Source organism: Legionella parisiensis (assembly GCF_001467945.1).
In the GTDB taxonomy this organism is placed as follows: domain Bacteria; phylum Pseudomonadota; class Gammaproteobacteria; order Legionellales; family Legionellaceae; genus Legionella; species Legionella parisiensis.
In genome coordinates, this window is sequence record NZ_LNYQ01000013.1 from 1,330,919 (window position 1) to 1,355,024 (window position 24,106).

Sequence of the window (24,106 nt, forward strand, 5' to 3'; positions counted from 1 at the left end):
TTATCGTAAGAAAGGGATTTTTATTTATAAGAATGCTTAATTAAGGAATTGTAATGCGGCGATTGCTGATAATTACATGGATGTTTGCTATAAACTTGATATCAAATCATGTTTATGCTGAACGCATTAAAGACATTGCTACTTTGGCTGGTGTTCGCACAAACCAGTTGGTTGGTTATGGTTTGGTGGTTGGTTTAAATGGTACTGGAGATAAAAACGGAACTCGATATACCGAAGACACCTTTGCAAATATGCTCACACAATTAGGTGTTAACATACTACCAGGGACCAAGCTAAATTCAAAAAATATGGCTGCGGTTATGGTGACAGCAAGTTTGTCTTCTTTTATGAAAAAAGGCCAGGCCCTGGACGTCAATATTTCGTCGATTGGCGACTCAAAAAGTTTGTTAGGTGGCACCTTGTTAATGACTCCATTAAAAGGAGCTGACGGGCGAGTTTATGCAATAGCGCAGGGAAATGTGATTGTATCTGGTGTAAGTGCTGCAGGAAGTGATGGCACAAGTGTTACGGTAAATGTTCCTAGTGGAGGGCGGATTCCAAACGGTGCAACCATTGAGGCAGATATACCTAATCCTTTTTATTTTACAAAAGATTTGACTTTTAATTTACATACTCCTGATTTTACAACAGCCAAGCGCATGAGTGATGCCATTAATGAAATGATGGGGCCAGGAACTGCCAGAGCATTGGATGCCGCTTCAGTGGTTGTTACTGCCCCTAAGAAAATGGCCCAGCGCGTGGATTATGTTTCAGTTTTGGAAAACATAGAATTTAAACCCGCCGAGGCAATAGCTAAGATTATTATTAACGCACGTACTGGAACAGTAGTTATTTCCTCGAATGTCATGGTTAAATCTGCTGCAGTTTCGCATGGTAATTTAGTAGTTAGTGTGACTGAGACCCCAGTGATAAGCCAACCTAATGCTTTTGCAAATGGACGAACTGTTTCTACACAGCAGTCGCAAGTATCGATTGACCAAAAAAATAACCATGCATTTGTCTTGCCGCGTGGTGTGACATTAAAAGATATTGTTCGAGGGATTAATGCTGTTGGTGCAACTCCAGCTGATGTGATTGCTATCCTTGAGGCATTACAACAGGCGGGTGCATTAAATGCGACACTAATTGTAATATAGATATGTATTTGGATTAAAAATGTAAAGTATCATCGATTAAGATAAAAGGATTATTATGACTGTACATGGAATTGTAACCAGTGATTTTAATGCATTAAATGAACTAAAAGTTCAGGCTCAAAATAATGCAAAAGAAGCGCTGCCTGATGCAGCAAAGCAATTTGAAGGAATATTCTTACAATCTATGTTGAAAAGTATGCGTATGGGGCAACACTTTCTTGATGAATCCAGCCCTTTTAGAGGTAAAGATCGGGAAACATTTCAGGATATGTTAGATGCTCAATATGCGAGTACTATTGCAAATTCCAAAAGTATTGGTTTGGCTGACATGCTTGCAAAACAAATGGAGCGTAATCTACCTACTGCGGCTCAACCAGATGATAGTACACCTGCTCAGGATAAGATTCTTCCTTCTGGGCCTGCTATTTCAGTCACAACAGCAAAACAGGATATACCAGCAGCTACCACAATTGATGAGTTCGTCAAATCAATTTGGCCTCAGGCTAAGCAAGCTGCGTCACTCATTGGTTTGGATCCTAAAATTTTAATGGCGCAGGCTGCATTGGAAACAGGATGGGGAAAATTTGTCACTAAGGATATTGATGGGTCCAGCAGCAATAATTTGTTTAATATCAAGTCGAATAGTAGTAGCGAATTTAACGCAGTAAATGTAAAGACAACAGAATATATTGCCGATACTCCAATTAAAGTAAATGCATCTTTCAGAAAATATTCATCAATTGAACATAGCTTTAATGATTATATTTCTTTAATTAAAGGCAGTGAACGATATCAAAACGCTTTAGCCAGTACCGCAAATGCAGAGCTTTATGTCAATGAGTTACATAAGGCCGGATATGCCACTGATCCTGAGTATGGTACAAAAATTTTATCAATTTATCATGGTGACGAATTAAACCAGGCTATTCAACGATGTGAGCAATTAGATCAGGTTTGATGGCTATTTCAATTCAATATTAGGTTAGGGATGGGAGTGAGTAACTATGTCAATACTAAGTATTGCCTATTCGGGAATGAATGCTTTTCAAAACGCATTGAGTGTTACTGGAAATAATATTGCAAATATCAAAACTCGAGGTTATTCAAGACAAAGTATTCAATTTACTGCAACTCCATCACGTAAGTTTGCAGGCTCTTTTATTGGTACAGGAGTAGCAGTAAATAACGTTTCCCGTAATGTGGATCAATTTGCTAATGCTCAAGTGAGAAGTACCCAAAGCATTAAATTTCAATACGACACCTTTTACCAGCAAGCCCTACAAATTAATAAATTACTTTCCCAGGATGGCAGCAGTCTTTCTTCATCTTTGCAATCATTTTTTGATTCGTTAGGCCAATTAAATAATGCACCAGATAGCGTTGCGTCGCGAAATGTTGTGATGAGTCAAAGTCAATTATTAGCAAGTCAATTTTTATTCTTACAGCAAAATCTCGATCAATATCAAGAAAACTCCACGGCACAGATAAAGGAAATAGCAAATAAAATTAATCAATTAACATCAGACCTTGCTGCTGTGAACGGACAAATAATGAACTCTGCTAATTCACCTGAGTTATTGGATCAGCGGGATGAGTTGCTCAAGCAACTGTCCGAATACTCCGATTTAACTATTGTGGAACAAGATAATGGGATGGTAAATGTTGGTATTGGTAGCGGCCAAATGCTGGTGATTGGAGCAACGCAACGCGCTATGACTGTCAGCTATGATCAATTAGCAGCACAAGGGACTCATATTTCATTGGATACAGGTGCAGGAAAAACAGATATTACAAATCAAATAGTAAGCGGGACATTAGGTGGTTTATTGGATTATGAAAGAAATATTTTATCTAAAACCAGCCAAATAATAGGCCAAATGGCGATTGGTTTAGCACAGACATTCAATGCTCAAAATCGCTTGGGTATGGATTTGAACAACCAGTTAGGACAGAACATTTTTACCGATTATAACAGCCAGGCTTTACAATTGAATCGCTCGATTGAGGCTGCAACTAATACAGGGTCTGGAGTATTGTCTGTGAATATTTCTGATATTTCACAAACCAAAATAACGGATTACCAACTAGTAGTTACCAATGCAGGAGCAAATCAGGTAACACTAATTCGCGACTCTGACGGCTCTGCGGTAACTTTAAATTGGAGTAGCAATCCACCAGCTCCTCCTGCAGGACAAATTGTAGTTGATGGGATGACTATTACTGTAGATAACATAGCTAATTTGGCAAATAACGATTCTTTTACAATTATGCCTACGCGCGGGGCTGCTTCAAATTTTGCCTTATTGATGAGTGATCCGCGCCAATTGGCGCTTGCATCACCGGTTCAAACCAGTGCTTCCCTAAACAACACAGGGCAAGGAAAAATTGATCTTGGAGCTGTTTTAAATACCACTGAGGTCACAAAACAATATACTATTGATTTTATTTCCCCAACTCAATTTAATTTGATTAACATGACTGATGGTATTACAACTGGCCCAATTGCTTTTGTTCCTAATACAAACAATGTGATTCAAATTCCAGATAATATCAATCCGTCTTATTCTATTACTCTATCTGGCGCCCCAAATACAGGCGATCAGTTTACAGCCCAATACAACCAAGGGGGGTATGGTGATAACCGCAATGGGTTGTTTCTAGCTGGAATTCAACAACAAGATATTTTTTCTGGCGGTACAGAAACGCTTTTTGACGTTTATTCTGATTTACTTTCTGATTCAGGCAGCCTAACAAACGAGGCTAAAAATCGCAGTGATGCATTTCAGGTTTTGTATAAGCAATCTGTGGATTATCAGGAAAGTATTAGTGGGGTTAATCTGGATGAGGAAGCGGAAAATTTGCTGCAATTCAAGCAAGCATATGAAGCTGCAGGAAAGCTCATGGAAATAGCCAATCAAATGATGGAAATTCTTTTTCAAATAATGAGGTGATAAATGCGTATTTCAACAAATCAAATTTATCAGAACAGTTTGAATAGTTTATTACTCAAGCAAGAACGAGTTGCAAAGTTGCAAGAGCAACTAAGCGAAAATTTTTTAAAGGTACGTTATTCATCTGATGATCCTATTGCTTTCGCTCAGATAGAACTTATGAACCAGCGTATAAGCACTACAGATCTTCTGCAAAAAAATCGTGAAAGTACTGAGAGCGCGCTCAGCATGGAAGAATCCATTTTAAATGATTGCACAACCAGTTTACAGCGTTTGCGGGAAATTCAGGTTAAGGCGGGTAATGCAACATTATCTGAACAGGATCGCAAGGCATTAGCGATCGAGGCAAATATTATTTTGAATGAGTTGCTTGATTTTGCCAATACGAAAGATATTAATGGTGATTATATGTTTAGTGGTGCGCAAACCTCTACCGTTCCTTTTTCAATTAATTCGTTAGGGCAATATGTATACAATGGAGACAGTACACAGCGTTTTCAGCTTGTTGCCAGTAGTTTACAAATGGCTGTCAATGATCCAGGTGATGCTCTTTTTATGCGTATACCTAATGGAAATGGCAGTTTTACTATCCAACAAACAGGCACCCCTAATACTGGAACTGCGTCATTAAACACGGGTTCGGTAACCACTCCATCAGCCTATGTGCCTGATGATTACACTATGAGTTTTGCATTGAACTCACAGGGACAATTAGTCGTCATGGTTAGTGGGGTAGTGAGCGGGAACGTAATTCCTCCTACAGGCTTACCTGATGATGCCCCTTTATACGAAGAGGGGATGAGTGTTAGTTTTAATGGTATGGAAATGAAAGTCTCAGGAATGCCAAATCCTGGTGATGCCTTTTTAATTTCCCCCTCTCAAAATGAGTCGGTTTTTGCAACGATTCAGAATATGATTAATAATTTGAATCAACCCTATTCAAGTGCTGCGGAAAAGGCGGCGGCAACAACTATAAATAATCAAATATTGGCACAAATAGATAGTGCTTTAACTACTATTTTGGATGCTCGGGCCAACTTGGGAGCTCGCCTAAATCAGTTAGAACACGCGGAAACAGCAAACACTGATTTAATTGAACAAAGCAAAATTATTTTAAAGAGGCTACAAGAAGTTGACCCATTAGCCGCTGCAACTGAATTCAAGCAGGAACTCTATAATTTAGAGGTTGCACAGCAAAGTTTTGTCCTGATTCAGGGATTATCTGTTTTCAATTTCATTTAATTTTTAGAGGTGTGTTAAGTAATTCATTCCCCTAAGTGCCATGTACAGGTCATGACACTTGGGCAGGGTAAACGGATCTGATTTTTTGTTGAACCTATAAAACAAGAATAAATATGTGTTAGTTATTCAGGGGGCGATTTTTCCATCCAAAATTGAGCTATATCAATTCGTCTTGCTATCCAAATATCCTGATACTGAGTTATATAATCTAGAAACTGTTTTAAGATAAGGCAACGATCGGGCTTTCCACTCAAACGCGGGTGCAAACCTATAGTCATTATTGCGAGGTGTTTTTCTTGATAAAGATAATGAAACGTATTCAGTAATTGTTCATAAAATGCTTTGGTGTCGGTAAAACCTGGTGTAGTCGTAAATCTAAAATCATTGCAGTCAAGAGAGTAAGGGATTATTAAATGGTTCTCACTATAATAAGGCAATTCATCTGCATAGCTGTCTGAATCATAGAGAAAGCCTCCGATTTCAAGCAACAATTCTCGAGTGTTCTCACTGCGTCGGCCTGTGTACCATCCTCTGGGTTTATATCCAATGAGTTTTTCCAGAGTTTCAATACATAAAAGAATATGTTTTTTCTCAACTCTCCGTGGAATGTTGGTGTAATTTATCCAACGCCATCCATGTCCCGCAACCTCATGGCTTTGGTGTGTCAGATAATCGGCAAGTAAAGGATTCAATATCAATGCTTGTCCGGAAACAAAAAAAGTAAGTGGTATTTTATAATGGTCAAATAAACGTAGCAGCCGCCATATACCTACACGGCTCCCATACTCATAAAACGATTCTATACTCAGATTTCGTTTTCCTTTGGCTTTGGGTATAAAAGGAAAGTCTGTACCGCAGGTTTCTGCCTGTGAATCACCATTAATAGGGCTTAATTCTGCTCCTTCTTCATAGTTAATCACAAAACTAATGGCAATTTTTGCTTTATTAGGCCAAAAAAATTTTTTTTCTTCTGAGCCATAACCCACTAAGTCACGCATGTTTATCCTAGTTCAAAGGTGGTAATACCATAAATGCCTGTAATAGATAGTTTAGGTTCTCCTTTTAAATACATTCGTGCTGTTGCAAATACTTTAGACATTTTATATTTGTTTACTAGATTAACTGCTAATGGGTTATTCTCAGGAATATCTAAGTAAACTGTTTCGCCTTGAGCATATTCGACCAATTGCTCAAACAGTTTTTCAGCAATGGAAGGGGTATCTGCGAATAGGGGGCCTATTTTATATCCTGCGAAACATTTTCTGATTACCCCGTAGCCTTTTAATTGTTTTTCCTGTACATAACCAAGAGCCAAAGCAGTATTTTGTTTTATCCATTCAGAGAGAAATTTTGGCCTTGGTGCAGGAAAATAGTGGCGATCATATTGAGTTAATTGTTCAAAAGGAATAGCTTTTAATTCAACTAAATTAGGATCAGGCTTTAGAGTCAATCGAGTACGTTCTAGAGCATAGCGCGCGTTACTGTGTGCAAATTGATAACCAATATGAGCGTAGTTATCGACCATATCAAGTACCCCATCAATTCCTGCGTTGCGATCACCAACATACAACAGACGGGCACGTGTTAATTGCATCCCATAGCCTTGGGCTCGATATTTTTTATCTACTATATAAAATCCACAAAAAGCAAAATCTTGGTCATAAACTACTGCTGAACCGACAGCGATAATTTGGCCATTTAATTTGCCAGCGAAGAAGCCTTGTGGATCAGTATGATAAAAGCATTCTGCATCATTTAATCCTGGATTCCAACCTTCCTTTCGTGCCCACTCTACAGCAATTGAAACCTCATCTTGTGTCATATGTTCGATATGGTATTGGGACATGATATTCACTTTTTAGAGGTGTATACATAAATTAAATATTAAAGTAGTAACTAAAGCAAATACGCACTATGTAGCGAAATTCCGAAGAAGTCTATTTATGGGGATAGTCAGAATCATTTCATGATTTTGATTTTCGCTTTATCAGCTAATTAAAAGGATACTAAATGATACAAATTACTGTATTATAATCCTATTTATTTTTAAAATGTAAGGAAGCATTTATGAGTTTCAAAATTAGGAATACCTTAGGCCCCTTATTTCTTATCTTTTCATGTCCCATTTTTGTAATGTTGATGTGGTATACCAATACTCAACTTCAAGGCTCCTTGTCTGCTCTGTGGGATTTAATGAACCAAAACGGTTTTTTGCAAACAATAATTACAGTATGGAAGCCTTATTTTTGGGGATCTTCCAGTGCTTGGAAAATTATTTTGATTTTTACTGTATTTGAGCTGGCTTTAATGCGTATTCTGCCAGGAAAACTATTTAATGGACCTATCACTCCTAAAGGGAATGTCCCGGTTTATAAAGATAACGGTGTTTTTGCATTTATTGTCACGATGTCATCATTTTGTGTTGCATCGTTTGGTTTGAATCTATTCTCAGCTTCTATTCTTTATGACAATCTTGGGGCTCTTTTTGGAGCATTGAATTTGTTGAGTCTTATCTTCTGCATATTTTTGTATCTCAAAGGGCGTTTTTTTCCTTCGACGACCGATTCGGGAATAACCAAGAATATATTATTTGATTACTACTGGGGAACAGAACTCTACCCTCAAGTTCTGGGATGGAGTATTAAAAAATTTATTACATGCCGCTTTGGTATGATGAGCTGGGGACTATTTCTTATTTCTTATTGTGCAAAACAAGCAGAATTAGGCGGTTTATCCAACTCAATGTTCATTTCCGTTTTCTTGCAATTTGTCTATTTGAGTAAATTTTATATGTGGGAAAAGGGTTATTTACGCTCCCTGGATATTATGCATGATCGTGCTGGTTTTTATATTTGCTGGGGCTGCATGGTATGGGTTCCTTGTGTTTATACTTCGCCAAGTATGTATCTTGTGCTTCATCCGCTTCACTTATCTTTTGAATGGGCAACCCTTATTTTAGGCTTAGGCTTTGCGAGCATCATTATTAATTATCTTGCTGATAAACAAAGACTTGTAGCACGAGCGACTCAAGGTGAATGTAAAATCTGGGGTAAAAAACCTGTCACAGTATTGGCTCGTTATGAGACTACGGAAGGAAATAAAAAACAAACCATATTGCTTGCTTCTGGATGGTGGGGAATCGCCAGGCATTTCCACTATATTCCAGAGCTTGCAGGCACATTTTTTTGGTCTGTTCCTGCTTTATTTGATAATTTTGCACCGTATTTTTACCTTTGCTTTTTGACAGTCTTGTTATTTGACAGAGCATTTCGTGACGATAAGCGATGTTCTGCCAAGTATGGCCATGATTGGAAAAAATACTGTGAACTGGTTCCTTATAAAATTGTTCCTCTTGTAGTTTGATATGAATTAACCTTCATTTTGCAAATCCATGCATCTTGGGTGAACGTAGAGCGAGCACCCAGGTATTCCTCGAGCAAGAGTTGGAGATATCCTCTCCTTTGCTTAAGTGAAATACATAAGCTGAGGAAGCGCAGTGGGTGGGAAAAGTAACATTAAAAATTAGGAATTGATATATAACAGGCAAGCAAAATACCCCAGAGATGAATATAGTCTCCCACTAATATATTTTTAAGATACCATTTTGGTAAGTTATTTCGAATGTCTGCTTGTAAGTGTTTAATTATAGGAACAAATGCGACAAGAAAAAAAACCATAAGCACATGATAGAGAAATATCAGCTCTTGGGCATTACTGTATAGGTAGGTTTTATATCGCATTTGCCAAGGTGTAATATAGATAATGACGAATGAAAAGAAAAATACTTTGATAGCACTGTTTAAATCAGTCATAAAAGGAAGTTTTTTTCGATTTGACACAATTTCCTGCTCTAAAACTCCGAGCGCATTAAATGAGACCGATTCAATCAAGGCGCTAATTAAAAAAAATACACAATAAATATAAATGCTGGTGGTTGTTAAGTAGGACATGTACAAGTTCGTATTCGAGGCGTCTAAACGTCAAAAAATGTATATAATTTTATCATATCACCTATTGGGTGTCGAGCCAAATCCTTTACAACTTGTCCATAAGGTAATCTTTATAATGGTTTTAGTTCAAAATTTATCCATAAAAATCGAAAAAAGAAAGTTTATGTGAGTAAGACTGTTTTTTAGACAAATACGTCTAATTTTTTAAATATCCAAATATCTGTGGATATTTATTTCAATTTTATGTCAAATCAATGTCGATTGGCTATAAGAAAGCCATTACCGCACTTACCTATTTTTCTTTTAAAAACACGATATCTAATTTGAGTTATACACATTTTCTGTGGATAAGTCTGTTTATAGTCTGTCAAACCCTTGTATACTTTTGAAATTAACATGATGGTGCATTTTATTCGATGCGCTTTTTTGGTGTTTTAATAAGGACACAACAAGTATACCCTAAAGTGAGGAGTAGTACTGCCATCCATTATAGTGAAGAAGTTTCTTCTCCAATCCAATAGGCGAATATTTGTAAATACTTAGGTAGCATTTTTATTATTTATAAGCTTCCAACACTTGTAGAAAAGAGACAAGAAAAAACAACATAATTTAAGTCTTCCCCTGTACAGGTAAATAAAACTCCCGTTGGTTCATTTGAATATTCTGATATTAGGGTTTTATGTATTAATTTCATCCCGCCAGAAGAATGGCAGGTACTAGATAAAGTGCTAAAAACATTACTTATAGTTTTTATCTGCCCAGAACTCTCATAAGCCTGCTCGCATTGAGGTGCTTGCCCACTTGGTGGGGAAAGTGGTTTTTCAGCATAAGCACTTTGATAAATTAATGAAGTGGACAGCAGTAATCCATGAAGAGTTTTCATAAGAATAGTCCCTTAATATTAATTTCTTCTTATTATAGGTTTGAATTTTAAAAAATGAGAAATATGACTTTTCGGAATTGAATTGAGATGGATATAGAAATATACAAGAAAACGCTCGTATTTCACTATGAAATACGAGCAATATTTATTACATCATCTGGCTGCCAAGATAAATACTTGCAGCAGCAACTCCTGTTGTTACTACTACTTTCGTGAAGAAACTACACCATGAAGTAGAGGTTTGTTCTTTCTTTTTTTCGTGATTTTTTAACACATGTGGATTTTCAGCAGATTTACTTCCTAACTTACCACTAAGGAAAGGACAGGCATCCATCGCGTCTAGTTCACTACTTGATTTTTCCCCCTTGGATTTTGTTTGCAATAGTGGTGCAAGAGAAGTTGTACCGGAAAGTTTGATATATAGCATAGGAGCCAGTTTTTGGATAACTAAACTTAATCCTCCATTAATTCCCCTTGAACTTGCTTTGATGCCCGAAGTGCCTTCAAGTTGCTGTAGTGTTTCACCTGTATTAAATAAAGTCTTTAGAGCAGGGACTCCATCCGAATTTATATCCAGAGCTTCATTATTCTCTATGCTCTCTAATTGGCGGACTATCTCAATGAGATGGTTCGTACCCAGTTTTTCTCTGATTTGGGCAACAATTTCTTCGCAGTAAGCAAACTGCAATCCTAAAATTGGTCCGCTTTCATTAGTGGGTAAATGTGAGGCTTCTTTCCTCAACTTTAAAAACAGCTCGTCATCATTTAATATCGCTTTGAGTGCTCGTGCATTAGGATGTTCTTCACCATAATGAACCACATCTCGCAGTAATTGCTCTATGATCATTTGCTCTGAAACAAGAACTGCAATGGATAATAATGCAGCTGCATTTTTAGGGTTTGTTAAATCAGGTTCGGCCAATTGCCCATTAATTCGAACATCAATTAATCCTGTATCTGTTGAAATGTGCGTATCTTCATTCAAATAGAGAGCAGGACTATCATCTCTTTTCTGCAAATCAAAAGCATAGATGATGGCTTTAAGTGTATTTTGATTTACTATATAGGAGTTAGTCAAATGCTTTAATAAGGGGTGTCTTGCACTTTGTGCTAAGGTTTCCTTTAAAGGCTGAACCATTTCAAATGTAAGATTCAACATTAATAGATCTTCTACGATATCTTTATCTTTTGCATTGCTTTGCATTTGTTTATATACGTTTTTTATGACAGAAGAATCCATTAATTGTGAAGGATCAAAGCCATATTCCTCTTCTAAAATTTCAAGAAGAATATCCATTGCATTGAATGAGCGATTTTGTGTGTGCAGAATATGTTCGTTACCTTTCATTAAACCAAGCATTAATAATTTTCCTTGGTCCTCCGGTAAGCGACGAAACCCACTTTTAGAAATTCGTATTACTCGCATTATATCTTCTGCGTGCTCTGGCTTGACTAATTTTTTATTACTTTCTTTAATAATCCAACCCATAGGGGAAGGCTGAGTGGTTACATTAACTACAAAACCATTATCTTGATATGTTTGAGTATGTTCAGGGTCAAGATCGATTTTGTTATTTGATGGGATGGCGGATGTTTCTATTAACACCCCTGATCGTGTTTTAACAATTTTTTTGTCATCTTCGGTAATAATATCGTAATCGCCGTTCTCTAATTCTTTGGTAATCAGTTGGTAGTGCTGTGAATCTATTCCTTTGGGGTGACAAAGATATAAAAATCCTTGTTTTGATAGTTTACTACTGAGACTGATCCCTGTTTGCCAGACTGAAAAATGAATGGTATCCCAAATTGATTCGCCACCACGAAGATTTTCTGTATTGGGATATTTAAGTGCTTGGTTACGTTCGTTTAATATTTTTCCTTTCCCAATGCTATAATGGCTGGATTTTTCTAATAATTTTGTATCTTGTGACACTGTTGACCCTCCCTTGGAAAGACCAAATACATCAGGCTGGTTTTTTCCTTCGGCAGCATGTTCAACGGAATTTTCTTCATAGTTATCTTCACATACTGGCTCAATCAAAGCAGAAAACTGGGCTAAACTTAATTGGAATCGAATAGCTAAGGCACCCATTTCAGAAAAATTTTTTCGCAATGCTTCCATACCATGAACGGAGCCATCCTCGTCTTTAAATTTTACTCCCGTATATTTTAGAGTGAACCCTTTTATTGAGTCTTGCTTCTGAAACATTGGACACCTGAGTCTAATTTGATCTAAAAGGTTGTCGATTATACATATCGATTATTAACGAATTATTAAATATTTATTAGGAAAATATTTTTCTATTTGTATTCCTTTAATCAAAAAATCAAGAGATTTTGAATTTATTTAAGTGATGATAAAAAGGGCTAAGAAGGGAGAGCTGTTTTTACTCCATCTTTTTGGGAGCAGGCGATTAGATTTGGAATTCTCCTGATTGGGTTACGTCTGAAGAATTCAGTGGGGAGAGTGATTCTGTATCGGATGGTTCTGATGTTATTGCTACATCATTTGCTGCTGGATGTTGAAGTTCTTCGGGTTTTGAATTAAGGAGGGGACGCATAGCTACTGAGTAACTGCAATGGTCATACTCGTATAATGCTTCTTCTAGTATTATTTCTTCATGCTCTTTTGTACGTTCCCGCATGATTTTCTCGTCTTTCCTAGTCGCCCTGAGTTCCATTACCCACTTAACTGCGCCAAAAATCGCCAGCCCAATACCAAATCCTAATAAAATAGTAGAAACAGTAGCTACGATAGGCGGTGCTACTACGGCGCTTAGAAGAATTGGAAGAATCATTAAAGCGATTAATGATAAGGTCACCCCAGCCCCTCCCAAGGCAAGATTAGTAAAGGATTTAGCTATGGCTTCATTGGCCAAGAGATCATTGCGTTTTAACTCATGTAATGGTTCTGTTATGCTTTCAATATCCTTATCGATTTGGGCAATTTGCTGTTGAAGTTTGCCTACTAGAGTGATCAAAGATGAGTTACTGTCTTGGTATTTTGTATCTATCAATTCAGTGTTTTTCGCTAAATAAGATACCAGATCTTTTCGGTCCTGGTATAACTTTGAGAGTTTGATTACGGGAGGGTCATCAGCGGGCAATTCTGACAACCCTATTTTACTGCGAATCTTATTGATAAACCGCAAAAAAATGCTATCCGTTGAAGGTGCTACATATGGTTTTTTATTGCGAATAATATTGATAAATGCCAGCTCTTCTTTAAGTGACTCATTGGTCGATTTTTCAAGTAGATGTTCTAGTTCTAAAGCGCGGAATTCCAATCGTTCGCGATACTTATCATTCTCTAAGGCATAAGGTTTACTCAAATCTTTTAAATGAGAAAATTCCTTTGTTTCTTCGTCTAATAATTTAGCAAACTCTTTTTTTCCTTTGTAAGCTGTCCGCGTATTATGTTTATTAAAAAGTGAGCCTATAAATGATATTGCTTCTAAAGCAGTAGCTGTACAAGCTATAGCTAATCCAATTTTTGCCGCAATTATCCCTCCCATAACAAAGGCAGTGATGCCTAGAGCAGTTAGGGATAAAAGCAAAAATGTAGCAAAAACCTTACTCCCTATCGAACTGTTCTTATCCGTTAATGTTTTTACTGCATTGGGGAAAACTGCAAGCATTTGAAATACAAATCCAAAAACAGGGAGCTCTTTACTGGCTGAAAAAATAGCAGCTATCAGACCCCAAAACTTTTGCACACCTTCGAGGAGGCGCTGTGATAAGGTTGCCTTTTTATTGACAATTTCAATATATGACTTCTGTTCCTTCTTCCTTTGGTTTATTCTTTTTTTTAAATCATCCATTTCCTCTGACAGAATGACATGTTTTTTCCGAGGATACGTCATAGTTGCCTTTTTAAAATGGTATATATTTAAGTATAGTGCTGTACTTATTATGTTTACATTAAGTACAATTAGTAATTTATTATCCTCTTTGTACTTATTAAAATCAATAGGTGTTAAAAGTTACACAACTTGAGGCTTTGATGATAAAAATAAAGAATGTGCTCATAGTGTTCCTTTTCGGGTTCCATGCGTCACTTTATGCATCTACCGCTCAGCAATCATGGCTTGATAATAAAATTCGATCATTTATAAAAGGCAAACCTGTAAAAGCAATGGTTTATGGCCTATGGATTAATGGAAAACCAATTAGTGTTCAGGCTATTGGAAGCTCTATGACATCTGTGCCCGCAACAAAAGATATGTCTTTTCGTATAGGTGGAGTCACTGAGACCCTATTAACAACTGCTTTGATGCTATTAGTAGAGAAAAAAGAGTTAACTCTTGAAGATAAAGTGGCACGCTGGTATCCCAACTTGCCTAATGCAGATCAGGTTGATTTAAAAATGCTTGCTAATGGTACTAGTGGTTATCCTGATTATGTTTATAACGAAGACTTCATTAAAGCAGTAATTGACCAACCATTTAAGCAGTGGTCCGATAAAGAATTAATCGATTATGCATTTTTGAAAGAACCTTTATTTAAGCCAGGTACCAGTCAACACTATTCCCATACTGACTATGTTATATTAGGAAGCATTCTAGCTCAGGCAAGCAATCAGCCACTTAATCTCTTATTGCATTCATTAATTTTCAAGAAATTGAAAATGGAAAAGACCCGGTTTGAGCGTACGGCAACAATACCCTGTCCTGCGTTGCATTCATTCAGTCAAGACAGGGGAGTTTATGAAGATGCAACTTTTTGGGATCCTTCCTGGACTGCAAGCTCGGGTGCCACGACTTCGACCATTGAAGATTTAGGAACATGGGCGAATGCTTGGATGAATGGTAATTTACTAACAGACAAATCGACGGAGCAATTAAGGGCTACAGATACTGTAGGAAAAGGGAAAAATACAAGTGAACTATTTTTTGCAATGGGATTTGGCGTAGCCAATCATTGGCTCATGCAAAATCCAAGATTTGGTGGGTATAGCGGGGTTTTTGCTGTTTTACCGGAAAAGGAAATTGTGTTTATTGCATTTAATACCTTAAAGCCCACAACCAAAGAAACCAGTAATTTAAGCGTAGACTTATGGAAGGAACTCGTATCTCTTTTAGCACCGGATTATCCTGTCCCTGATTTCAATTAGGAATTTATCCGTTATAACAAGAATGTGCTCCTCAAATAATTGATGTATGAGCTATGCTAATTAAAAAACCTTATCAATTATGAGATATCGTATGAGTTATTACACGCCTTCAGGATTATTGCCTTTCATCCAGGAACTGAGGCAATTAAATATTCAAAAACATGAGAATGATGACAATATAGAAAAGGTTTCTTTAATTTTAAAAAACTGGGTTAAAAAAACAGATTGGCTTGAGGATCATTATTTTACGGTGGACCCAGTGAACGGCTTTAGTTCCTGGTTAATTTTTGAAGAGCCAGATCATTCCTTGGGAGTTAATTTAGTTGCTTGGGAGCCTGGACGAGAAATAACGCCGCACGACCATAAAACATGGGGAGTAGTTGGTTGTGTTGTTGGTGTGGAAAAAAATTTCTTTTGGATTCGTGAGGATGATGGCTCTCGACCTGGATATGCGCATATCAAAAAACAAAATAAACCCATTACCTGTTTTCCGGGGGATATAATCGCTTTTAATCCCGATGACATTCATAGCGTAGTTAATGTATCTGATTCAGTAGCAATTTCATTGCATGTGTATGGTAAAAATTTAAATTATACCAATCGTTTTAAATATAACCCTCTGACGAACACTACTGAGCCTTTTATAATTTGTTTCGATTAACATCTATTCAGTTCCTCTTATAAGGACATAAGAAACTCCATACTTCCATTAATTTTTTCGAGCCAATGCAGTTAGCTATGAGTCGGTTAAAGGTAAAAGTAGCAATGATTGCTGGAGGGGAGTGGTTTTAGATGAACAATTGCTGAGTATTCGTCTTTGTTTTTTGCAAAATAAGGGGAAAAAGGTGTGGGTATAACTATCTACATTATAAAAGCAGGGGAAAACCTTATGTTGCTTCGCCAAAAAAAGTCTATACTTTATTCATAATGTCTAAAATATGATATTCGCGACACAAGGAGGTGTTTATGACTATAAAAGGAAACGCTAAAAAAGCACAAGAAACAAGACATCATTAAAATGATGTCTATAATCTATTTGTTCATTTCTGTTCTCTAAAAATCTTATCTAAACAAGGAGAAAATCATGAAAGGAATAATGAAAATTATCGTTTTAAGCAGTATGTTTGTGATATCAAGCCATGTAATGGCTGATAACGCTGCCTCTACTCCAGAAAGTACTACTACAACTCAGCCAGTAGCTTCAAGTACCGATCCAGCAGCAAGTACGCATTCTGGCATGTGGATATGTACTACCAATGCGAGTAGTCCGACTTCTGGCTCACCTGATGAGCAGGCTGATCAGGCAATGGCTAAAAATGCGGCTAGTGGAAATACTGCATTTGATTTTGCCTTAAAAAATTGCCGTGACTGCACGAAAATCACCTGTGAGTTGCAAACAAAACCTGCAGAATAATAGGGGAGTCTCACTCAGAGAATCCAGTGCTTTTTAGCACTGGATTTACTTATATTACAGGTGACTATTATGCTGTGGAGTAAATCAAAATATTCGGATGCAATAAAAAATTTGGGTTTGATTGATAGAGCCACAAAGAAAATAAAATGATTAAGATGAGAGTTATCTTAGCTGTTCGATAAGTGACTGGATTTGTTGAATAATTAATTCGGGTTGTTCCTTTTGTATATAATGCCCACTATTTTTTACATCGATACGTTTTGCTTTGGGGGCAAATGTGTCGGCTAGCAGATTATTGGCACAGTTAATACCATGTATTATGGAATTAGCCATATCTTGGGTGACATAACTTGGCCAAAAACCCATTTTGATCACTTCGCTTGCCTTTGGAATCTTACCTGCTGTGAGTATAATAGCAGGCATATTTAATTTATGTTGGCTATAAGCATTTAATTGTTCGAAACTTTCTTCAAAGTTAATAATTTCTCCATTTTTATAATTGGAGCTTAGTGATTTTGAGCTGTTGTTTATACCAAAGTAAAATACTTCAATTTCTTTTTCGTTCCATACTTCAAGTAGTTTTTCATTGGTTACATCAATAAGGAGCATTCCACTTACATCATTAGGATATTTCAATGCGTAGAGTCTTGCAGCCAAACCTCCTGCAGAATGTGCGACAATAATAAAGGGTTTATGAATTTTTGCAGCGTTAACTAGTTGATGTAAATCATCCACCTGATCTGACGCTGTAACTGGCTGTTGTACAGGATCACTACGACTTTTTAAAAAACGTTCGCTCCCAATTATTGTGATTGTTCCTGGACGATCATAATCGCAGACTTTTGTAAATTTACTGACTTCAGAAAATACAGTTAACTTATTTCCTGGTAAGGGGGTTTCCCAAGCCGTATCACCCCGGTCAGGATAACCCGCAATGAATAAAACGGTCGGTGAGCCTGAGCCTTCACAATGCATAAATATTTTTCTTTCTTTCCCGATTGTAATCGAGTTGCTTTTACCCAGCGCAGCATAGTTAGGTGTCATTACGGCATATGCAAGAAGGCTCCAATAAATCCACTTTCCTCTTCTCATAGTTTTAATCTTCTAACATCGGATACCTATTTAAAGTATATCTGACGTTTTAGCAGTCGGCTGATAAATTAGAATAACACCATGAAAGTCATAATTTTTATTTTCGTATCCGTATTCACCCAAGCATGTAGGAAATTGTTACTTTATCTTATTTTCAATTCGTTTATCAGGAATAAACCAGACGATTGAGACATATATAAAGTATTTGAGCAATCCATCTGTAAACATAAGCAAGAGGAATAGAGAAATCCAAAGTAACAGATTTAGATTGGCCTAAAGTACCTTACCTGAGCTGCTCTCTGCAGCGGTAAATAAAGGGGATGGTTATTTCAATAAATACCTATAAAGATAAAGCTTAATAGATAGCTAATTGGGTAAAAGGGACAAGGTTGGCGTAGGTGTCGATATGGGAATTTTAATCTCTATTACCATAATTGTGATAATGATTGCGAGCACAGCATCGCTGAAAGCTTCTAACCGTGTCGGTTTTATTTTTTCTTTCTAATTAACCCCTTAAATCCATTTTTCTATTACAAATATTAGTTTAGTTGATGATGAATCAATTGGAATAAGTAATGCCACTTGAATGGAAATAAATTTAATAAAAACAATAAGTTGGTCTCTTCATGAATGTGTTTAATTCTTTCTATTTTGGGAATCAACTTTTTCTCACTATTTTTTTAGAGAGATTTTGTATTTGGACCTATTGACGCTGACTTAAAAATATGCAAAATTTATATTTTATTTTCACATTATTGTAAAAAATGTATCTTTGTTAAGGTAATTTATTATGGGTTCACGATCAAAACATGCCAAAATTTCATTATTTAGCGCAACAGCACTATCCGCTACTGCTATGGTAGGTTCTGGATGGCTCTTCAGTGCTCAACTGAACGCTAAAATTGCAGGAAATTACTCATTTCTTTCATGGGTTCTGGCAGCATTATTGGTAATGGCTGTGGGGCTATGCCTCGCGCAAGTTGCATCAATCTACCCAGTGCGTGGGGCAACTGCTCGATCCAGTGCTTTGTCACACAATAGCATTTTTGGTATGCCTTTTGCCTTTGCTAATTGGTTTGGGTTAATGGTAACGATTGGTACCGAAGCTCAAGCGACCACACAATATTTAGCTGCTGCAATTAAAAGTGATGTTTTAATCGCCGACAATGTTCTGACGGTTTATGGTAAATTATTTGCATTGAGTATCTTGGTCATTTATTTATTTATTAATTATTTCGGTATTAAGTTATTAGCCAAAATTAATAATACAGTGACAGTAATAAAAATTCTAAGCCCGATTTTTACGATTGTTATTTTTTTGATTATGCGTTTTGACACCAGCAATTTTACCTTGGATACAAACTCTCAATACGGAGTTGGTTCGGCAATTACTGCAATCATTTCTGCAGGGCTAATCTATTCTTACAATGGATTTCAATTAGCAGTTGCCTTCGCCAGCGAGATTGAAAATCCAAAACGAAATATTCCTCTATCAATCATTCTTTCAATAATCATTGTGATGTTGGTGTACATGTTATTGCAGTTATCCTTTATGGGATCTGTGCCTCATAGTATGTTAGCAAGTGGTTGGAGTAGTCTTAATTTTCATTCTCCTTTAATTAATTTAGCAATGCTGCTTGGAGTAAATTTCTTAGCAATGATCTTGATTGCTGATAGTATCGTTAGTCCATCAGGTACTGGATATTCTTATTTAGGTGGTGCTTCACGAATGTTCTACGCCATGGCTAAAGAGGGGCAAATGCCTAAAAAAACCATAGGTAAATTACATCCTGAATATAATTTGTGTCGCCGCTCCTTGCTTATTAACTTTACGCTTACTGCAATATTTCTCTGGAACTCCGATAGCTGGGCCTCATTAATGGTGATTGTGACTGGATATCATTTAATTGGATATATGGCAGCTCCGATTAGTATGGGCGCGATTAAGCCAAGTACCAAATTATTTGGGCTAATAGTGTTTTGTATCCTTGGGGTTATGATGAGTACATTACCTGCCAACGATTTTCTAAAGATGAATTTATCCATTTCAATTTTGATGGTAATTTATGGATCAATACAAATAGCACGTGGAATGAAAGTCAAAACATTATTAGTATTATCAACGCCTTTTCTAACTTATTTGTGGTTAATTTATTTTTATCAAAATATGTATTATATCATGCTCGTGTCAGCTCTTTTTTATGTATTAATTACACATAAAGAATACGTCAGATTATGTAAAGAAACTCAATTCATTGCTGATGATGCGGCTGAAATTGCAGTAAATGTCAATCAAGCTCAGCGAGCATAATATGTGTTATGTCCGTATTAACATAGTGTAATACGGACGTATAGGCTAGCATTTTTCAGCTACTACAAAGTACTTATGCCAATGTTTCATAGAGTAACCTAATGCATCTGTTTCATCACTTTCCTCCTCCTCAAGCAATCCGAGCTTAAATTGAAGAAATAACTGATGTAATTCCTTGTCACCTAAAAAGGTCATATCGGGCCTTTTATTTTTATTCCAGTCATCATTTATTCCAAAAAAGGTTCCGACAAATAGTGCGCCCTGGGGTAGTGTTTTTAAAATCAATTTCCAAAATTTAAAAAAAGCTCTGGTTTTAAAAAGGGGAGGCTATAACTTGCGTTAATGAGCTGGGCAATTGGAAGAGAGGTTAAAGACTCAAATGAAATCACTTCTGTCTTTAGTTTGTTTTTTAATGATGGGGGGCAGGAGGATAATAAAATTGATATTGCTTCAGCTTGGGAATCAATCGCTAGAACAAACCAGTCATGTTTTAAAAGCTCACGAGAGTCCGCACCGGAACCGCACCCAAGATCAATCGCAAATTTGGGAAAGTTAAATTTATTCCTAGAGTGAAACAATTCAATTGCTTTCGTTAAAGTTTTTCTAGGAATAGTCTTCTGCTGTGTAATTTTATAATAATTCCCCCAATTTTTATTTTCCATATTATGTTTCCATAGCTAGTTACTAATTGGTAACTAATTGACTAATTAATATTGCTTTTATACTCTCGATGATGGATTTGGAACCAAAATGGAGAGTAATTATGAAAGAAAAAATTATCAAAAAAATTGTTCGCGAAAAAGCATTAAAAAAAAGTAAGGGATGGTGTGGGCCTGGTACCTGCATTGGATAATGAAATTGCATGCATCATATTGAACATGAATATGATGCATTGAACCTAACTTATCGAGTCTCAGTTTATGTACTGTCCTAATCTTAACAAATTAATACATTATAAAAATAACAAAATTATTTATCGATACAATAAGGATTATCCTAATGCAACAATGCATGCAGAGGAGGCTTTAAGAGAGTTAATGAAATATATCTGGCTCTGTTTAAAGCACAAGTCAGAAAAGAAAAAAAATCCAGAAAATGAATTACTCAACTTTTCTTGTACTATCCACCCAGAAATGTGTGATATTGATAATATGTGGCATACATTTCTTTTATTCACGAAAGATTATCATGAATTTTGTAATAATTATCTCGGAGGGGGGTTCTTTCATCATGAGCCAATTTTAGCTATGAATGATAATCATTTCGATGAAACCTATGAGCACGAACTAACCTTATATTTATCTTATATATATGATAATTTGGGTGAGGATACCTTGATAAAATGGTTTGGACAATTATAAATTACGTGTTTCTACAAATTGACTTTCAGCATGCATTATCCTATCCATATTTTTCTCGGTCCATGTTGTTAGCGAATTAAGAATACTGCCTAATTCTTTCCCTAAGGCAGTTAGTGAATACTCAACTTTCATTGGTAATATTGGAAACGAGTACCTTGCTATAAAGCCGAAACGTTCTAATTTCATTAATGTTTGAGTGAGCATTTTGGGAGAAATTCCCCCAATTTCACGTTTTAGCTCCCCGAAGCGAAACTTTTTATCGAACAATATATTAATGATTAAAATTGACCATTTATCGCCAATTTTTTCTAACACCTTATGTGATGGGCATTGCTCATTATAAACAGAGAATTTATTTTTAGACATAAAGGTAACGTCCATTAATAGAGAGAAGAGCAAGCATAACGTATTTAAAAATAAATGAGAAAAAATGAGTTTATACCTGCTGTACATGTAATAATACCAGTTTTTTGAATTTTTAAAGTAAAACAGAACCAACCGGTTTTATGAGTCTAAGGGGTAAAGCTCTCCCCCCATTTTGCATTTGAGGACTCGAAGGGGTCGCATTTCCCAAACCGGGCTGGTTATAAAAAATCCATCTTTCCCACCCTGCTTCACTGTACTTAAATTGAAGCTTTCCGCCTTTTTTTGTTCCAATAACAGATTAACAACTTGCGTGAGTCGAGAAACCATTTTATGAATATCAGTAAATTGGGTATACCCATAATGGGCAGTAACACGAATATTGTTAGGAGGTCGTACATCGATTTCGAATTGTCCTAACTCACTTGATTGTTTTAAAATAGTTTCTATTTGCCTGACATCGCTAATTTCTTTAACCCGAAAAACCAGCATAGCGCCTCGTCGCTTAGGATCGTCAGGAGTAATCCATTCAATTTTATCACCCAAAAACTGTTGCAAGAGCGCATGCATAAAACGGGTGAGGCATTCTGATTTGGCAATTAATTTATCCCAACCAATCTGGCCCATTGTCTTCGCATAGACTTTTACTGGAGCAAGGGCAATGGGGGAGGGATTGCTGCATCGGAATGCCCAAGCCCCTTTTTGCATCATAATTTGAGCATCAAAACCGTCGATTAATCCAAATACTTTTTCTGAAGCAGCTGCTTTCCACCCTTGTATTGGTGGGTATTTTTCCAAATTTGTATTCTTATTAACATAAATGCCAAAGCCACTGCCAGCCGAACCACAAATATGTTTGTAGCCACAGCCCACAGCATACGTGACGGGTAACTCTTGCAGATTTAAAGTCCTGTTACCTACCGTATGTGCTAAATCGAGGCCAACGATAATCTGATGTTTCGCGATTACATCCTTTAATTCGGTTAAGATACGATTTATGTCAAGACGTTGTCCTGTGCTAAATACCAGATCAGATAAATGGAGAATCTGGATTTTCTCTGCATGCATTTTGATGAATGCAATAATTTCCACTTCGTTATAGAGTCCCTTTTCATCAGGAAGAATTTTTAGGGTAAGGGATGTAGGATTGGGGGTGTGCTTATAGTCGGTAAAAACACCAAAACTCTTAGCGGTATGAATCCCTCTTTTTAAGATGGATTCGATAACTGCTTGATCTGAAAAAAACTCTTTTCCTAAATGACATATTTGTATTTTTCCTGATTGCCAATCCGTTAAGGTCGGCCGGTAAAAGCTATCAATCAATCGACCCAGATTAGAAGATAAACCTTCTTGAGTATAGAGAAACTCACATGACTCCGAAAAACCGATCATTGCCTGCATTGCTTTAATTGCATCTTCCTCTATATCGCAATCAAACCAGTTACCCCTTTGTTCGCGCGTTTCTGAAAAATGCCCTTCATGTAGCTGGGTTGCTTGTAACTTATGAATACGATCAATTTCTTGTAAAACGGGTTTGAATACAGGTCCTAAGGAATGGCCAGCAAAAGGGGTTAAACTACCATATTCGAATAAATTATGTAATTTTAAAGGGTCAATAGAATCCAAATAAGCAGCATCCTTTAGGGAAAAGATATCTAACATCTCAGAAATTAAGCCAATAAATTCATCCGGGTTAGATATCATGGCTTCTCTTAGTTCTTTCATAAGTTCCTTCTAAATAAAATAGATTTATAAGCGCTCATATTAAGCTTTTCTTTTTTGTGATTCTATGGCCCGTGTTAAAAATAGACTCCCATTCAATAGCTGATTTGCTATTATCTGAATAAGTGTTTTATGGTGATTAAAAATGATTCCTTTGTTTCGATGCTCGCGTTTTTCTGATTTGGTATTTTTAATTCCTAATGTTTTTTGGTATTTAAAAAATAAGAATGTTATTAAATATAACCTATCTACCATGATGTATTGGAGAGGACTTTCTTTAAGCTATTCAAATCTTTTAGAACTCTCAGAGGAGAGGGGGGGAACTTGCTGATTTTGATTTATATATCGTTGCTGATTATTACTGTAAAAACCAGCTGGAGAAATTAACTCCTAAGAAACCAGTTGTTAAAAATCAATTGACTATGAAAAAATAGAGTACAAGATAAAGAAAAAATGGGTCTTTATATTAGTTGATTCTAAAGAAATTGTTTATGACTTTTTCTTTTTAGAAACTCAAATCGTAACTCATCGTAAAATTCGTACTTAT

The 24,106-nt window shown here is 36.4% G+C and carries 22 protein-coding genes; 10 read left to right on the forward strand and 12 right to left on the reverse strand.

The annotated features are described in order from the left end of the window. The first annotated feature begins 53 nt into the window (after positions 1 to 53). The 4 genes from Lpar_RS11975 to flgL are packed head-to-tail and all read left to right on the forward strand — an operon-like array spanning position 54 to position 5,350. A complete protein-coding gene (locus Lpar_RS11975) occupies positions 54 to 1,157 on the forward strand; it encodes a flagellar basal body P-ring protein FlgI (protein ID WP_058518144.1) in 1,104 nt (367 codons plus the stop codon). A gap of 55 nt (positions 1,158 to 1,212) precedes the next feature. Next, entirely contained in the window at positions 1,213 to 2,115 is a 903-nt protein-coding gene (flgJ, locus tag Lpar_RS11980; protein ID WP_058518145.1) for a flagellar assembly peptidoglycan hydrolase FlgJ, read from the forward strand. Positions 2,116 to 2,161: 46 nt separating this feature from the next. Next, positions 2,162 to 4,108, forward strand: coding sequence for a flagellar hook-associated protein FlgK (flgK, locus tag Lpar_RS11985; protein WP_058518146.1), 1,947 nt, complete (start codon positions 2,162 to 2,164; stop codon positions 4,106 to 4,108). A gap of 3 nt (positions 4,109 to 4,111) precedes the next feature. Further along, on the forward strand, positions 4,112 to 5,350 hold the full coding sequence (gene flgL, locus Lpar_RS11990; RefSeq protein WP_058518147.1) for a flagellar hook-associated protein FlgL: 1,239 nt from the start codon (positions 4,112 to 4,114) through the stop codon (positions 5,348 to 5,350). Positions 5,351 to 5,472: 122 nt separating this feature from the next. Here the strand turns inward: flgL and Lpar_RS11995 are convergent, their stop codons facing one another. Next, on the reverse strand, positions 5,473 to 6,348 hold the full coding sequence (locus Lpar_RS11995) for a polysaccharide deacetylase family protein (RefSeq protein ID WP_058518148.1): 876 nt from the start codon (positions 6,346 to 6,348) through the stop codon (positions 5,473 to 5,475). 2 nt (positions 6,349 to 6,350) lie between these two features. Then, positions 6,351 to 7,196 (reverse strand): GNAT family N-acetyltransferase, encoded by an 846-nt coding sequence (locus tag Lpar_RS12000; protein ID WP_058518149.1) that lies wholly within the window; start codon positions 7,194 to 7,196, stop codon positions 6,351 to 6,353. A 221-nt stretch (positions 7,197 to 7,417) separates the two neighbouring features. On the opposite strand from Lpar_RS12000, the gene Lpar_RS12005 reads away from it, so the two are divergent. Beyond that, complete coding sequence (locus Lpar_RS12005; protein WP_058518150.1) at positions 7,418 to 8,713, forward strand: phosphatidylethanolamine N-methyltransferase family domain-containing protein; 1,296 nt, start codon at positions 7,418 to 7,420, stop codon at positions 8,711 to 8,713. 152 nt (positions 8,714 to 8,865) lie between these two features. Here Lpar_RS12005 and Lpar_RS12010 read toward each other — a convergent pair whose 3' ends face one another. From Lpar_RS12010 to Lpar_RS12025, 4 genes are all read right to left on the reverse strand, one after another. After that, positions 8,866 to 9,300: a hypothetical protein gene (locus Lpar_RS12010; protein ID WP_058518151.1), complete on the reverse strand. Its 435-nt coding sequence runs from the start codon at positions 9,298 to 9,300 to the stop codon at positions 8,866 to 8,868. A gap of 559 nt (positions 9,301 to 9,859) precedes the next feature. Next, positions 9,860 to 10,183, reverse strand: coding sequence for a hypothetical protein (locus Lpar_RS12015; protein WP_058518152.1), 324 nt, complete (start codon positions 10,181 to 10,183; stop codon positions 9,860 to 9,862). Between the two features lie 148 nt (positions 10,184 to 10,331). Next, complete coding sequence (gene ceg17, locus Lpar_RS12020; protein WP_058518153.1) at positions 10,332 to 12,392, reverse strand: Dot/Icm T4SS effector Ceg17; 2,061 nt, start codon at positions 12,390 to 12,392, stop codon at positions 10,332 to 10,334. A gap of 205 nt (positions 12,393 to 12,597) precedes the next feature. After that, complete coding sequence (locus tag Lpar_RS12025; protein ID WP_058518154.1) at positions 12,598 to 14,046, reverse strand: T4SS effector SidA family protein; 1,449 nt, start codon at positions 14,044 to 14,046, stop codon at positions 12,598 to 12,600. Between the two features lie 140 nt (positions 14,047 to 14,186). On the opposite strand from Lpar_RS12025, the gene Lpar_RS12030 reads away from it, so the two are divergent. From Lpar_RS12030 to Lpar_RS12040, 3 genes are all read left to right on the forward strand, one after another. After that, a complete protein-coding gene (locus tag Lpar_RS12030) occupies positions 14,187 to 15,296 on the forward strand; it encodes a serine hydrolase domain-containing protein (protein ID WP_058518155.1) in 1,110 nt (369 codons plus the stop codon). Positions 15,297 to 15,387: 91 nt separating this feature from the next. Then, the gene (locus Lpar_RS12035) at positions 15,388 to 15,957 is read left to right on the forward strand and encodes a cysteine dioxygenase family protein (RefSeq protein WP_058518156.1); all 570 of its coding nucleotides are present in this window, start codon (positions 15,388 to 15,390) and stop codon (positions 15,955 to 15,957) included. Between the two features lie 423 nt (positions 15,958 to 16,380). Next, positions 16,381 to 16,710 carry a hypothetical protein gene (locus Lpar_RS12040; protein ID WP_058518157.1) on the forward strand — a complete coding sequence of 110 codons (330 nt, stop codon included), beginning with the start codon at positions 16,381 to 16,383 and terminating at the stop codon, positions 16,708 to 16,710. A 162-nt stretch (positions 16,711 to 16,872) separates the two neighbouring features. On the opposite strand, the gene Lpar_RS12045 is transcribed toward Lpar_RS12040, so the two are convergent. Both Lpar_RS12045 and Lpar_RS19400 read right to left on the reverse strand, forming a co-directional pair. Beyond that, positions 16,873 to 17,802 (reverse strand): alpha/beta fold hydrolase, encoded by a 930-nt coding sequence (locus tag Lpar_RS12045; RefSeq protein WP_115341242.1) that lies wholly within the window; start codon positions 17,800 to 17,802, stop codon positions 16,873 to 16,875. Positions 17,803 to 18,168: 366 nt separating this feature from the next. Continuing rightward, the gene (locus Lpar_RS19400; protein ID WP_272947105.1) at positions 18,169 to 18,294 is read right to left on the reverse strand and encodes a TMEM175 family protein; all 126 of its coding nucleotides are present in this window, start codon (positions 18,292 to 18,294) and stop codon (positions 18,169 to 18,171) included. 298 nt (positions 18,295 to 18,592) lie between these two features. Between Lpar_RS19400 and Lpar_RS12050 the strand changes: the two genes are divergently transcribed. Further along, complete coding sequence (locus Lpar_RS12050; protein ID WP_058518159.1) at positions 18,593 to 20,113, forward strand: APC family permease; 1,521 nt, start codon at positions 18,593 to 18,595, stop codon at positions 20,111 to 20,113. A gap of 45 nt (positions 20,114 to 20,158) precedes the next feature. Here the strand turns inward: Lpar_RS12050 and Lpar_RS19405 are convergent, their stop codons facing one another. Both Lpar_RS19405 and Lpar_RS19410 read right to left on the reverse strand, forming a co-directional pair. Further along, positions 20,159 to 20,308 carry a hypothetical protein gene (locus Lpar_RS19405; protein ID WP_237759406.1) on the reverse strand — a complete coding sequence of 50 codons (150 nt, stop codon included), beginning with the start codon at positions 20,306 to 20,308 and terminating at the stop codon, positions 20,159 to 20,161. Between the two features lie 86 nt (positions 20,309 to 20,394). Further along, positions 20,395 to 20,775 (reverse strand): class I SAM-dependent methyltransferase, encoded by a 381-nt coding sequence (locus tag Lpar_RS19410; protein ID WP_237759407.1) that lies wholly within the window; start codon positions 20,773 to 20,775, stop codon positions 20,395 to 20,397. A 258-nt stretch (positions 20,776 to 21,033) separates the two neighbouring features. On the opposite strand from Lpar_RS19410, the gene Lpar_RS12060 reads away from it, so the two are divergent. Then, positions 21,034 to 21,474: a glycine-rich domain-containing protein gene (locus tag Lpar_RS12060; protein ID WP_058518160.1), complete on the forward strand. Its 441-nt coding sequence runs from the start codon at positions 21,034 to 21,036 to the stop codon at positions 21,472 to 21,474. Here the strand turns inward: Lpar_RS12060 and Lpar_RS12065 are convergent. Together Lpar_RS12065 and Lpar_RS12070 are read right to left on the reverse strand one after the other, a co-directional pair. Then, positions 21,469 to 21,840, reverse strand: a complete 372-nt coding sequence (locus Lpar_RS12065) for a winged helix-turn-helix transcriptional regulator (protein WP_058518161.1) — start codon at positions 21,838 to 21,840, stop codon at positions 21,469 to 21,471. The two genes, Lpar_RS12060 and Lpar_RS12065, sit on opposite strands and share 6 nt — an antisense overlap. 138 nt (positions 21,841 to 21,978) lie before the next feature. Continuing rightward, on the reverse strand, positions 21,979 to 23,562 hold the full coding sequence (locus Lpar_RS12070; RefSeq protein ID WP_058518162.1) for an aminotransferase class V-fold PLP-dependent enzyme: 1,584 nt from the start codon (positions 23,560 to 23,562) through the stop codon (positions 21,979 to 21,981). Between the last annotated feature and the right edge of the window lie 544 nt (positions 23,563 to 24,106).